The organism is Allostigmatella hybrida (assembly GCF_020103775.1).
In the GTDB taxonomy this organism is placed as follows: domain Bacteria; phylum Myxococcota; class Myxococcia; order Myxococcales; family Myxococcaceae; genus Hyalangium; species Hyalangium aurantiaca.
Map to the genome: position 1 here is coordinate 716,277 of NZ_JAHXBH010000001.1, position 13,690 is coordinate 729,966.

7 protein-coding genes are annotated in these 13,690 nt (G+C 72.3%); 3 read left to right on the forward strand and 4 right to left on the reverse strand.

Annotation, left to right across the window (positions count from 1 at the left end; all coding sequences use genetic code 11):
* Positions 1-228: 228 nt before the first annotated feature.
* The gene (locus KY661_RS02825; protein WP_225408709.1) at positions 229-1,632 is read right to left on the reverse strand and encodes a serine/threonine-protein kinase; all 1,404 of its coding nucleotides are present in this window, start codon (positions 1,630-1,632) and stop codon (positions 229-231) included.
* A 204-nt stretch (positions 1,633-1,836) separates the two neighbouring features.
* On the opposite strand from KY661_RS02825, the gene KY661_RS02830 reads away from it, so the two are divergent.
* A complete protein-coding gene (locus KY661_RS02830) occupies positions 1,837-4,116 on the forward strand; it encodes a PAS domain S-box protein (protein WP_225408710.1) in 2,280 nt (759 codons plus the stop codon).
* Complete coding sequence (locus tag KY661_RS02835; protein WP_225408711.1) at positions 4,113-5,912, forward strand: OPT/YSL family transporter; 1,800 nt, start codon at positions 4,113-4,115, stop codon at positions 5,910-5,912. The genes KY661_RS02830 and KY661_RS02835 overlap by 4 nt, the downstream gene beginning before the upstream one ends.
* On the opposite strand, the gene KY661_RS02840 is transcribed toward KY661_RS02835, so the two are convergent.
* The 3 genes from KY661_RS02840 to KY661_RS02850 form a co-directional block, all read right to left on the reverse strand.
* Positions 5,872-9,831 (reverse strand): serine/threonine-protein kinase, encoded by a 3,960-nt coding sequence (locus KY661_RS02840; RefSeq protein WP_225408712.1) that lies wholly within the window; start codon positions 9,829-9,831, stop codon positions 5,872-5,874. The genes KY661_RS02835 and KY661_RS02840 overlap by 41 nt on opposite strands.
* Positions 9,832-10,022: 191 nt before the next feature.
* Positions 10,023-10,556 carry a metal-dependent hydrolase gene (locus KY661_RS02845; protein ID WP_225408713.1) on the reverse strand — a complete coding sequence of 178 codons (534 nt, stop codon included), beginning with the start codon at positions 10,554-10,556 and terminating at the stop codon, positions 10,023-10,025.
* Positions 10,557-10,620: 64 nt separating this feature from the next.
* On the reverse strand, positions 10,621-11,649 hold the full coding sequence (locus tag KY661_RS02850) for a polysaccharide lyase (RefSeq protein WP_225408714.1): 1,029 nt from the start codon (positions 11,647-11,649) through the stop codon (positions 10,621-10,623).
* A gap of 398 nt (positions 11,650-12,047) precedes the next feature.
* On the opposite strand from KY661_RS02850, the gene KY661_RS02855 reads away from it, so the two are divergent.
* Positions 12,048-13,679 carry an acyl-CoA synthetase gene (locus KY661_RS02855; RefSeq protein WP_225408715.1) on the forward strand — a complete coding sequence of 544 codons (1,632 nt, stop codon included), beginning with the start codon at positions 12,048-12,050 and terminating at the stop codon, positions 13,677-13,679.
* The last annotated feature ends 11 nt before the right edge of the window (positions 13,680-13,690 follow it).

Genomic DNA, 13,690 nt, shown 5'->3' on the forward strand with positions numbered 1-13,690 from the left:
ACACACGGCCGCCAGGAACGCCGCTGCAGTAGGCTCGAAGAAAAACGCTGTCAGCGGCGCCCTGTCTGGGATTACGGGCCTGCGCGCAGCTCAGCACGCACGGGGGCCACCGGCCCGGTGCGAGGGGTCGGAATCTGGACGGGTGCCATCAGGCGCCACGGGATTACAAGCACCTACACCGTCGAGGGACGGACAACCCCGTGAAATGCCAGGAAATGTCTCGAAAAATCAGGCCCCGAATTCGAGAATTTGAGCGGCGCCCGGGGTGAGGTGGAGTCCGTCCGGGGCTTGAATGACCCAGGTGGACAGCTCGGTGACGGGGCCTCCCAGGACTTCCAGGTCGTCCCCCTCGCCGCGCACCTCCACCATGCCCACATGGGCGCACAGGTGGAAGGCCAGGCCCAGGCGGCGGGTCTGCTCGCGCATGTCGCGGCCCACGCGCTCCAGGGCCTCGCGCAGGGCGAGGGCCTCGGTGGGGGGCAGGGGGCGGGTGGGCTCCAGCAGCCGGATGCCGAGCTGCGCGGTGCCCACCTGGAGGGCGAGGAGGAAGCCCAGCTGGCGCACCTCGCGCTCGAGCCGGTCGAGCACGTCGGCGAGCGCCGCGTGGAAGACTTCATCGTCGTGGGTGCCCTCGGCGAGCTCCACCTCCGCGTGTATGGCCAGGGCCCGGCAGGCGCGCCCGTCCGAGGCGGCCAGGCCCTGCGTGTCCACCGCCTGCCGGAGCGCGGTGAGGAAGGCGGCGGTATGGGGAAAGCGCCGCTCGGCCTCCTTCTCCAGGCAGCGCAGCACCACCGCGTCCACCGCCAGGGACACCGGCGCGCAGGCGCTGGGGCGCGGGGGCGGGGCCTCCAGGTGCAGCCGCTCCAGCTCCATCCGGTCCTTGGACTGGAAGGGGTAGCGCCCGGTGAGCAGCTGGAAGAGCAGCACCCCCAGCGCGTACACGTCCGTGTTGGGGTTGATGGGGCCGCCTCTCAGCTGCTCGGGGGCCATGGCGTAGGCGGTGCCCAGCCGCTGCCCGGCGAGCGTGAGCCCCTCCTGGCCGCCGGCGGGCTGGAGCAGCTTGGCAATACCAAAGTCCAAGAGCTTCACCTGGGGGGCGGGCCCATCTTCCACCACCAGCACGTTGCTGGCCTTCAAGTCCCGGTGGACGATGCCCGCCTGGTGCGCGGCGCCCAGCGCCATGCACACCGGCTCCAGGTACGCGAGCGCGCGCTCGGCGGACATGCGGCCGCGCTCCTGCACGAGCTGGCTGAGCGTGCGGCCCTCGAGCAGCTCCATCACATAATAGGGGCTGCCATCCGGCATCATCCCGAAGTCGTGGATGTCCACCACGTTGGGGTGGCGGATCTGATTGACGATGCGCGCCTCGCGCACGAAGCGCTGGAGCATCTCGCCCTGGTCCGCCAGGTGCGGGTGGAGCACCTTCACTGCCACGCGCCGGCCGAGGATGCGGTGCTCCGCCTCGTACACGCTGCCGTGGCCGCCCGAGGCCAGCAGCCGCTTGAGGAGGTATTCGCCCGCGAGCGAGTACGGGAGGTCTCCGTTCCCTTCACTGGCGGGCTCGGTCCTCCACGGCACGGGCGTGGTGACCTTGCGGCCTTGAATACGGAACGTGCTCTCGGAATCCCCCATGGGCCCGCACCTTAGCCCAGTGCCAGGGGTGCACTGGGCCTGGGGCCCGGAACAGGGGTAGACTGTCGGACACCGTGCACCCAGGCCTCCGGGCCGGCGCGCGGCGTGTCCAGTGGCGGATGCTCCCTGGGAACGCGGCGGTGGCCGGGTTGGAGGTGGGGGGGGGACACTGTTGGGATTTGCGGCGTTCCAAGGGGGGAACCGATGCCCATGACGACGACACTGGATGATTTGACGACCTGTGCGGGCCTGCCGCTGGCGCCACAGGCCGCCGGAGCGTGCCTCATCCTCATCAGCTCCACGGCGCCCGCGGGCATCGGCAAGGCGTTCCGCGTGCAGCCAGGCGAGCATGTGCTTGGCCGTGGCTCGGAGGTGGAGTTCCGCATCGACGACCATGGCGTCTCCCGCCGGCACGCGCGGATTGTCCGCACGCCGGAGGGCACCTGTCATGTCACGGACCTGGGCTCCACCAACGGCACCTATGTCAACGGCGTGGCCATCACCTCGGCGGAGCTGCGCGAGGGGGACCGGCTGCAGATTGGCACCGTCACCGTCTTCCGCTTCTCCAACCGCGAGCAGCTGGAGCCGCGCGAGGAGCAGCTGCGCCAGGCGCTGTCCGCCGCGCGCGTGGGCATCTGGGACTGGAACGCCGCGGCGGGCACGGTGACGTGGTCCGAGCACGTGGACCGGCTGCTGGGGCTGCCGGTGGGCACGCTGTCGGGCCGCGCCATGGATCCGCGCGAGGTGGTCCACCCGGCGGACCTGCCCCGGGTGCGCGAGGTGCTGGCGCAGGCGCTGGAGCGGCGCTCCCACGTGGAGATGGAGTACCGCATCGAGCCGTCGGGCGGCGGGTGCCGGTGGCTGTCCTGCAAGGGGGATGTGCTGTGCGACGGGGCGGGGGTGCCCAACCGCATCACCGGCACGGTGATGGACATCACCGCGCGCAAGACGGCCGAGCAGGAGCTGCGCCGCCAGGCGCTCATCTTCGAGAGCCTCTATGACGGTGTCGTCATCACCGACCTGCGCGGGCACATCATCGACTGGAACCCGAGCGCGGAGCGCATGTTCGGGCGCGGCAAGGCGCAGGCGGTGGGGCAGACGCTCTTCTCGGTGCTGCACCCGGGCGAGCCGGATCCGCTCACCCTGCCCATGCTCCACGCGCTGGAGGGGGAGGGGCGCTGGACGGGGGAGGTGGAGTTCCGCCGCAAGGACGGCATGGGGTGCTGCTGCGAGTCCGTGGCGGTGCCGCTGCGGGACGCCGAGGGGCGCGCCATCGCCTACATCCTGGTCCACCGGGACGTGACGGAGCGCAAGCACCTGCAGGCGCGCCTGGTGATGTCGGACCGGCTGGCGTCGCTGGGCACGCTGGGCGCGGGGGTGGCGCACGAAATCAACAACCCGCTGGCCTACATGCTCGTCAACCTGCACCTCATCCACGGAGGGCTGGAGCGGCTGCGGCCCGCCGTGTCGTCGGGCACCGTGGAGCAGCTCCAGCAGATCGCCCGGGAGACCACCGAGGGCGCCGAGCGCATCGCCAGCATCGTCCAGGACTTGAAGGTCTTCGCGCGCGGGGAGCAGGAGACGCGGCTGGGGCCGGTGGACGTGAGCCGCTCGGTGGAGCTGGCGTGCAAGATGGCGGACAACCTGGTGCGCCACCGCGCGCGGCTGGTGACGGAGTTCGAGCCGGTGGCCATGGTGGAGGCCAGCGAGTCGCGGCTGTGCCAGGTGTTCCTCAACCTCCTGCTCAACGCGGCGCAGGCCATCCCGGAGGGGGAGCCTGCGGACAAGCACCTCATCACCGTGCGCATCCGCGCCCAGGCGCCGGATCAGGTGGTGGTGCGGGTGGAGGACACCGGGGTGGGCATGACGCCGGAGGTGCTGGCGCGCGTGTTTGATCCGTTCTTCACCACCAAGTCGGTGGGCGAGGGCACGGGGCTGGGGCTGTCCATCTGCCACGGCATCGTCGAGTCCATGGGGGGCACCATCTCGGCGGAGAGCGAGCCCGGCCGGGGCTCCAGCTTTCGCGTGGTGCTGCGCACCGTGACCGGGCGGGCCGAGGACGTCACGCGCCCCCTCGCGCTGCTGCCCGCGCGGGTGCCCGCCGCGCCGCGCGCGCGCGTGCTGGTGGTGGACGACGAGCCGAACGTGACGCTGGCGCTGCAGCGCAGCCTGGGCAGCGAGCACGAAGTCTCCGCGGCGAACAGTGCCGCGGACGCGCTGCGGCTGCTGGGCCAGGATGCCTGCTTTGATGTCATCCTCTGTGATGTGATGATGCCCGGCATGACAGGGATGGACTTGTATGCGGAGGTGGGCCGCGTGGTGCCGCAGATGGCCGAGCGGATCATCTTCATGACCGGAGGGGCCTTCACGCCCCGGGCGCAGGCGTTTCTGCGCCATGTGTCCAACCCGAAGCTCGACAAGCCACTGAACCTGGAGGAGCTGCGAGTGCTCGTCAACCGGCGTGCTGGGGAGGCCTATCGATGAATGCTCCGCCGGAGTCCCTGGACTCCCCGGCCGCCGTGACGCCCGTGCTCGGCACGGGGCCCCGGCTCGTGACGAGCCCCACCCCGGTGGTGCTGCCGGGCGAGTTCACGGCGCGCTCCCTGGTGGGGGGCTGCATCATCGGCGCGCTGCTGGCCATCACCAACGTCTATATGGGGTTGAAGACGGGCTGGTGGGAGAGCGGCTCCATCATCGCCGCGGTGCTGGGCTTCAGCGGGCTGTCGGCGCTGGGGCGCCGCCGGGGCGGCGGCCCGACGATGCTGGAGACGAACCTCACGCAGACGACGGCCTCCGCGGTGGGGGCGATGCCGGCGGTGGCGGGCCTGCTGGGCTCCATTCCGGCGCTGACGCTCATGGGGCTGTCCGTGCCCTCCTGGGGCATCGTCGTGTGGAGCATCACCCTGGGGGTGCTGGGGGTGCTGGCCGCGTACCTGCTGCGCAGCCGCCTGCTGGACCAGGAGGGGCTGGCGTTCCCCACGGGCGTGGCCACCGCGGAGCTCATCACCGCGCTGCACCGCACCGGGCGGGTGGAGCGCCCCGGGCGCGCCCAGGTGCTGCTGGGCTCCGGGCTGTTCACCATGGCGGTGACGTGGATGCGGGATGTGCAGGCATGGGTGCCCTGGGTGACGGCGGCGCCCGGCAAGCTCGCGGGGCTGCCGGCCTCCACCTTCACGCTGGGCATCGGCTGGAGCCCCATGCTGATGGCGGTGGGGATGATGGCGGGGCTGCAGATGTCGCTGAGCATGGTGCTGGGGGCGCTGGTGTCCTGGGTGGGCCTTGCGCCGGGGCTCGCGCGCTCCGGGAGCGTGGATGCGCAGCTCGGCTATGACGGCTTTTCTGTGTGGCTCACCTGGCCCGGGGTGGGGCTGATGGTGGGCGCGGCCCTCGTCTCCCTGGGCATGCAGGCGCGCTCCCTGCTGGGGGCGGCCGCCAAGGACTTGCGTTCCCTGGGGCGCTCCGAGGCGCCCTCCGTGGGGCGCTGGGCGGTGTGGGTGGGGCTGGCGGCGTGCGTGCTGACGCTGGTGCTGGGCCGGGTGGTGTTCGGGCTGCCCATGCTGCACACGCTCCTGGCGCTCGTGCTGGTGCTGCCGCTGTGCGCGGTGTGCGCGCGCAGCGCGGGGCAGATGGACATCTCGCCGGTGAGCCAGATGGGGCAGCTCACCCAGCTGGCCTCGGGCACGGCCTTCCCGGGGCCCACCGGGCTCAACGTCGCGGCGGGCTCGGTGGTGGCGGGCGCGGTGGCGCAGACGGGCGTGAGCCTCTGGTCCTACAAGGCGGGGCACCTGCTCAAGTCCTCGCCGGCGCGCCAGCTCCTGTCGCAGCTCTTGGGCGTGCTCGTCGGCTCGCTGGTGAGCGTGCCCGTGTACCTGCTGCTGGTGGACACCTATGGCCTGGGCGAGGCGCTGCCCGTGCCGTCCGCGCACCAGTTCCGCATCGTGGCGAGCGTGTCCGTGCAGGGGCTCGCGGGGCTGCCGCCCGAGGCGGCCCGGGCTGCGGCCCTGGGCTTCTTCGTGGGCGCGGCGCTGACGCTGGCGGCGCGGGGGCGCCTGGCGCGGGTGCTGCCCTCGGCGGTGGCCATGGGGCTGGGCATGCTGCTGCCGGCCCACTACGCGATGACGATTGGCCTGGGCGCGGTGCTGGTGGCCCTGGCGCGGCGCGTGCGCCCGGACATGGTGGATGCGCACATGCCCGCGCTGGGCGCGGGCGCCATCGCGGGCGAGTCCATCATGGGGCTGCTCATCGCCGGCCTGGTAGCGCTGGAACTGATTCAACGCTGAGGTTGAGCGCCCGCTCCAGCGTCCGGCGCAGCCGCCCCTCCATGACGTTGGGGATGCTGCCGGCGCGCAGGAGCGCCTCCTGGAGGACGCGCACCGCGAGGGGCTGCTCGCCCCGCCGGAGCGCCGAGAGCGCCATCAGCTCCATCACCTCCAGGGGCTCCTGCTCCACGGAGACCTCGGCGGAGCGGGCCTGGAGCGCCGCCCACTCCTCGGCGCTGGCCTGCCGCGTGGCCAGCTCCACCATGGCGAAGAGCACCGCCTCCGAGGGGCTCATCTCCTGCGGGGGCTGCCGCGTGGCGAGCGCCTCGCTCACCTGTTCGAGCACCTCGCGCGCAGGCTCCGCCTGGCCCTCCCAGGCGAGCGCCCGGGCCTGGAGCAGCAGGGCCCACGGCTGGGAGGCCACCTCCGGGTGGCCCCGCTCCAGCTCGATGGCGCGGGCGATGTGGGGCGCGGCCGCGGAGGTGTTCCCCGCCTGGTAGAGCAGCTCCCCCAGGTTGTACTCGGCGAAGTACTCCCAGCCCACCACGCCCAGCTCGCGGCCCAGGTGCATGAAGCGCTCCTGGTCCTTCAGCGCGTGCTCCAGGTCCTTGCGCGCCACCCACAGGTTGCGGCGGTTGTTGATGGCGCCGCCCAGGTGGAACCGGTCCCCGCGCCGGGCGCAGGCGGAAATCACCTCTTCCAGCACCGCCTCGGCCTCGTCGATGCGGCCCAGGTTGGGGAGGATGACGGCCAGCAGCAGCTGCGCCGCGACGCGCGTCTCGTAGCCCGCGTCCCCTTGCGTGCGCGAGCGGTCCACCGCGGCCTCCAGCGGCGGGCAGGCGCGCTCCCACCGCCCTTGGCGGAACCAGGAGCGGCCGATGCCCAGCAGCAGGTGCGCCTGGATGTGGGAGGCGGGCACGGCATCGGCCAGCGCCCGCGCCTTCTGTACGCACTCGTCCGAGCGCGTGTAGTCGTTCACCCAGTCGAGCGCCACCGCCTCTTCCAGCAGCACCTCCACCTCCACGCGCGCATCCCCCTGGCGGTGGGCCATCTCCCGGGCGCGGGCGAAGTCGGCGAGCGAGTCGTCATACCGGCCGATGCGGTAGCGCATGAGGCCCCGCCCCCGCAGGGCGGTGAGGCCGCGCAGCTCGTCGGCGGGGTCCACCAGCTCCAGGGCGCGCGTGTACATGCTCTCGGCGTCCAGGTACGCGTGCCGGCCGCGGGCCGACTCGGCCAGGTCCAGGTAGAGCGCGACGGCCTCGTCCCGGAGCCCCGCGGCGGCGGCGTGGAAGGCCAGGCGCGGCAGCCGCTGGCGCTCGGGGGCGGCGGCGGGGCTCTGGTAGAAGGCCACCGCGGCGCGGTGGATGCGGATGCGCTCGGCGTCCGGCAGCGTGCGCGCGGCGGCCTCGCGCACCAGCTCGTTGCGGAAGCTCAGGTCATCCTGCCGGTGCCCCACGAGCAGCCCCAGGTCCAGCAGCCGGCGCGTGGCGTGGCGCGGATCCAACGGGAAGTCCGCCGCGCCGCCCTCGCGCTCCAGCTCCCGCACCACGCCCTCGGCGGTGGCCAGGGTGAAGTCCGAGCCCAGGAGCGCGCACAGCCGCGCGTGCGCCGCGAGCGCCGGGGGCAGCACGCCCAGCTCCCGGTCCGCCAGCCACTCCACGAGCCGCAGCTCCGGCACCCGGTCCAGCTCGTCGGTGACGAGGTACCAGCTGCCGCCGGGGCCGCGCTGGCGCATCAGCCCCTGGCGCTTGAGGCCGCGCACCAGCTCCACCAGGAACAGGGGCACGCGCCGGGTGCGCTCGACGATGCGCTCCACCGCCATGGCGGGCACGTTCTGCACCGGGCGCAGCAGCACGCGGCACAGCGCCTGGGCGTGCACGGGCGACAGCGGGCCCAGGGTGAGGCTGTACTTGCGCGCGGCGCGCGAGCCCCAGCTCGGGCGGCTGCGCTCGAACTCGGGCCGCGCGAGGACGCACACCCACAGCGGGGCGCGCCCCTCGGCGAGGCACGCGTACTCCAGCGCATCCAGCGCCGTCTCCTCCGCGAAGTGCGCGTCATCCAGCAGCAGGCACAGCGGGTGGATGCGGGCGGTGGCGGCCAGCAGCTCGCCCGTGGCGCGCATGGCCAGCGTGCGCAGCGCGCCGGGGGCCGCGGCGCGGCTCTGCACCTCGGGGCTGTCGGGGGTGGACCAGCCCAGGGTGGTGGACACGCCGGGCCACAGCTCGGTCGCCAGCGTGGGCCCCAGCCGCTTGAAGAAGGCGGTGCGGCTGGCGCCCTCCGAGCCCGTGTCGTCGCGCTCGAAGTCGTGGAGCGCGCACCGCAGGAGCATGCGCAGGGTGCCGTCCGGGTCGCCGCGCACCGGCTCGCGGGCGCGCAGCTCGTACACGTGGGCCTGGGGCAGCGTCTGCTGGAGCTTCCGGGTGAGCGCGGCGCTGAAGTGGCTCTTGCCGTAGCCGCGCTCGCCCAGCATGGTGGCCAGGGTGGGGGCGCCGTCGTTCACCGCCTCCTGGGCGCTCTGCCAGAAGCCCTCCAGCTCCTCGCCCCGGCCAATGAGCAGCTCGCTGCCCAGCTTGAGCACCGTCATGTCCGCGCGCGGTGCCACCTCGGGCTCGGCGGGGCGCAGGAGCCCCTCGCGGTCCGGAATGGAGACACAGCGCACGTCCGGCACGGCCTCCGCCGCCGCGGTGGTGACCATCAGCGGCGGGTTGCCGGCGCCGGTGGGGTAGCGCTCCTTCTGTGAGAAGGGGCCGCCGAAGTAGCGCGGGGCGGCGCCCGGGCGGCGCTGCACGGTGACGGTGGCCACGTCCACCAGGACGCTGGCGGCCAGGCGGTGCTCCTCCAGGGCCTCCGCCGCGCGCAGGGCCCGCCGCACCGGGTTCTCCCCAGCGTCCGGATCGAACACCCCGGCGAAGCGCGAGCCCTCGCGGAAGGCCACCTGCCCGCCACAGGTGGCCAGCGCCTTCTGCACCGCGAGCGGGTTGGCGCTGGAGTGGAAGAGCAGCACCGCCACCGAGCGGCGCGTCTGCGCGGCGCGCGAGGGCTCCTCGGCGGGGGGCGGCGGGGCGCGGGGCAGGGCGCTGACGCGGGGCGTGTCCTGGGAGAGCGCCTCGCGCAGCGCGTCGCTGGCGGCCATCATGCTGGGGAAGCGCCGGGCGCGCTCCTTGGCCAGGCACTGGAGCACCAGCTCCTCCACGTCGGGCGCCACCGGGGCGAACTCCGAGGGGCGCGGGGGCCGCAGGGACAGGTGGGCCTGGAACACCTCCGCCGGGGTGCCGAAGAAGGGGGGGCGGCCCGTGAGCATCTCGTAGAGGATGACGCCCAGCGCGTACACGTCCGTGCGCGCATCCACCGCCTGGCTGCCCGCGCACTGCTCGGGGGCCATGTACTCGGCGGTGCCCGCATAGACCCCATGGCCGCTCAAGGTGAGCTCGGTGGAGGCGCCCGGGGGGCCCAGCGGGTGGGCCAGGCCGAAGTCGAACAGGCGCACGCGCGAGGCCGCGTCATCCAGGAAGATGTTCTCCGGCTTGAGGTCGCAGTGGACGAAGCCCTGGGCGTGCACGAGGCACAGCCCGTGGAGCAGGGTGCGTGCGCGGGAGGCGAACTCGGCGGGGGCCAGGGGCCCGGACAGCCGCGCCAGGTACTCGGCCAGCGTCGGCACCGCGACGTACTCCATGGCGAGGAAGGGCCGGCCTTCCTCCAGGGTGCCCACCTCGTACAGCGCCGGCACCAGGGGAGCGCCCAGCGTGTAGAGCGCCTCGGCCTCGCGCGCGAGCTGGAACTCCGCCAGCGGGTTGCTCGCGTGGGCCACCTTGATGGCCACGCTCAGGCCGTCCTCCTGGCGGAGGGCCTTCACCAGGGTGCCGAAGCCCCCCTGGGCGATGAGGCGCTCGATGCGGTAGCCCGGAAAGGTGAGCACGAAGGATGAGTCCACCTCCGGCATCCGGGCGGGTTCTGCGGAAGACGATGCTCCCCGTGGACACTGCGCATGGGATTGTTCCCAGCGGCGTCCGCATGTCTGACAGCGCGGCACGCCCCTACTCTACGCGGCCCCGCCAAAGACTTGCAGGGGGGCCCGGCGCTTCGGCGTCCGGAAGGGCCCTGCCGGGTTTCAGGCTGCCACGTTTGTTCTAGTTATACGGCAGGATCGTCATTCCCGAGGAAGCGGCGCCGCACGGTGCGCGTCACCTCGGCATCCCAGCGCGGCGACAGCAGCTCCACCACGGTGCGGCGCCAGCGCAGGGCACAGGCCAGACAGGCCAGGCTCGCCCCCAGTCCCACGAGCGTGTTCTGCCAGGAGGCCAGGTCCCACTGGCCCCGCCAGAAGAACTCCCGGGGGGAGGTGGGCCAAAAATAGACAATGCCCCAGCCGGGCCCGCTGCCCAGCAAGTCACACAGCAGGTGCAGGTGAAAGGTGGCCAGGGACAGCAGGGCCACCGCCAGGCGTTGCCGTGCGAAGGCCGCGCAGACGGCCGCCGTGAGCAGCGCGCCCGCGTAGCCGTGAAAGAGCACGTGGTGGTAGCGGGCGTAGGCGGCCTCTCCCCCGAGGAGGGACAGCCCATCGAGATCCGGGGCCAGGCCCGCGCACGTGACGAGGAGCCGGTCCCGGCGCTCGCGGAGCCCTTGGGCTCCCAGCCAGGACAGCTCCGCATGGACGAGAGGATTCATGGGTCCATGCTAGCCGGACGGGCCGGGGGAGTGCGGCCCCCGGGGGACGGGGGCCGCGGGACAGCTACCGCCGGCGGGGGCGGGCGCGGACGCGGACCGGGACGGGGCGGCGGCGCAGGAGCAGGGCCGCGGCGATCAGCCCCACCGCGGCCATGGCGGGCAGGCCGCCGGTGGCGGAGGCACCGCAGCCCTGCGGGGCACCGAACTCCAGGTCCTCGCGGTCATCCCCCGGATCGCCCGGCAGGGTGGTGTAGCCCGGCGCGGAGGGCGCGGACGGCGTGCCCACGCCGGGGTCCGGCAGCGGGGAGGGGTTGGGCAGCTCGGCCTCCGTCTCGGACGGCGTCTCCGGCACGGGCGCGGGGGCCTCCTCGGGCACGGGCGCGGGGGGCGGGGGCATCACGTCCGCCAGGGTCGTGCCCATGACGAACCCATCATGGTAGAGCGTGGCGGTGGGGGAGATGCTCTCGTCCCGGTACAGGCCGAGCTTCAGGTAGTTCTTCTCCTTGCCGAACTGGGTGGCCGCCATCGTCTTGGGCAGCACGAGCTTGCCGTCCTTGTAGAGCTCGACGAAGCCCACCTTGGCGTCGGAGGACCACTTCACGTGCATGACGAAGTCGTTCCACACCTCGCGCTTGAGGGGCGCCTTCCACACGATGCGGCCGGAGCTGCCACCCACGCGCAGGCGCATCTCCTCGCCCACCACATAGAACTCCAGGGGGGGCGAGCCGCAGCAGCCATCCTGGTGCCACTGCGCGAACACCTGCCACTTGTCCGCCGAGGGGTAGTTCTTCGGGAACAGGGTGCTCCACTTGTAGAAATAGTCGGTGTTGGTCGTCTCGCGGCTCAGGTACAGCAGCTCGTTGCGGTTACCGCTGGCGTTGATGGGGTCATCCCCCTTCTTCACCGTCACCTTGAGCGCATAGCGCCCTTCCCGCACAACGTCCGTGACGACCTGGAGCCTGTCCGAGGCAACGCTCTGGAGGCGGGACCATTGGGAGTGATTACCGGTCTCGAAATCCCCTTTCCAGAGGGTGGCTGCTGAGGCAAGGGCAGGCATCAGCAGGGCAGGGACAAGCAGAAGGAAACGCTTCAATTCGGGTCCTTTCGTTCCAGGTGCGGCGGTCGGACAAATGGGGGAAAAAATCCCTTCCCGAGGCTCTCGTCTGCCAAGCCCCTGCCCGCCGCGCGCTGCCTGTCTTGCCCGCTCTGCACACAGCACGGCGAGCCCCGCCTCGCCTCACACCTCCCGCTGAAAGCGTCAAATACCTTTGGTTTCAAAGGAATGGCGCGCTGAAGCGCTGTGTACGCGATAGCCTACAGGGCGCTGAAGGGCGCTCCGGAGCAGGGTTGCCCGTGGGGCGGGCGGGCTCGAAAAACCTGGGGCTTGGACAGGCCAGGAACGCCCTGGACGGTTGCTTGCTCCGGCCCTGGAAACACCGGTTTCTGGGGTGGGCGCGTGTCGTGGTTTCCCCCTCACCGGAAGGAGCATTCATGTCCTCTGTCTCCCCTCGCAACATGACGGATTACGAGGCGGTCTACCGGTCCTTCCGGTGGGAGCGGCCCGAGCATTTCAACTTCGCCACGGACGTCATCGACGCGCACGCGGCGCAGCGCCCCGAGGCCCTGGCGATGCTCTGGTCGGACGAGGCCGGGAACCAGCGGCGCGTCACCTTCGCGGAGCTGCGGCGGCACTCGCTCCAGGCGGCGCGGTTCCTCACGGACCTGGGCTTGCGGCGCGGCGAGCGGGTGTTCCTCGTGCTGCCGCGCATCCCGGAGTGGTGGTTCCTGGTGCTGGGCTGCATGCGCGCGGGCCTCGTCTTCATGCCGGGCACGCCCATGCTCACGCCCAAGGACATCCGCTACCGGCTGGCGGCCGGCCAGGCGCAAGCGGTCATCACCGACGCCAGCTGCCTGGACCGCTTCGAGGGGCTGGTGGGCACGGGGCCGGTGAAGCACTGGATTGCCCTGGGCGAGGCGCCCACGCCGTGGCTCCGCTACGCGGGGGAGCCGGGGGCGGGGACGGAGGGGGTGTCCTTTCCACCCACGCGCGCGGACGAGCCCATGCTCCTCTATTTCACCTCGGGCACCACGGGCATGCCGAAGCAGGTGCTCCACACCCATGCCAGCTATGGCCTGGGGCACGGGGTGACGGGGCGCTACTGGCTGGATTTGACGCCCGAGGACCGGCACCTGACGCTGTCGGACACGGGCTGGGCCAAGTGCGCCTGGGGCAAGCTGTTCGGGCCCTGGAGCCAGGGCGCGTGCAACGTCGTCTATGACTACCGGGGGCGGTTCGACGCGCCGCGCATCCTGAAGATGCTGGAGACGCAGCGGGTGACGACGTTCTGCGCGCCGCCCACGGCGTGGCGGGCGCTCGTGCTGCAGGACCTGTCGAAGTATGACTTGAGCGCCATCTGCCACGCGGTGAGCGCGGGGGAGCCGCTGAACCCGGAGGTCATCGACACGTGGAAGGCGGCGACGGGGCTGCACATCCGCGAAGGCTACGGGCAGACGGAGACGGTGGTGGTGGTGGGGATGTTCCCGGCGCTGGAGCCGCGGGTGGGCTCCATGGGCAAGCCCTCGCCGGGCTTCACGGTGTCTATCATTGATGACCAGGGCCAGGAGGTGGGCACGGGGCAGGAGGGGGACATCGCGGTGCGCGTGGCCCCTGAGCGGCCGGTGGGGCTGTTCCAGGGCTATCTGGACGACGACGCGGCCAACGCGGCCTGCCGGCGCGGGGACTGGTACGTCACGGGAGACCGGGCGGTGAAGGACGCGGAGGGCTACTTCTGGTTCGTGGGGCGGGCGGATGACGTCATCAAGACGTCGGGCTACCGGGTGGGGCCCTTCGAGGTGGAGTCCGCGCTGCTCGAGCACGCGGCGGTGGCCGAGTCCGCGGTCATCGGCGTGCCGGACGAGCGCATCGGCCAGCGCATCAAGGCCTACGTCATCCTGGCGCCGGGGTACACGGGCTCCCCGGAGCTGGCGGTGGAGCTCCAGGAGCACGTGAAGCGCACGACGGCCGCGTACAAGTACCCCCGGGAGATTGAATTCGTGACGGAGCTGCCCAAGACGGTGAGCGGGAAGATCCGCCGCGCCGAGCTGCGAGGCTCCGCGCGGTAGGGGCCCGCCAG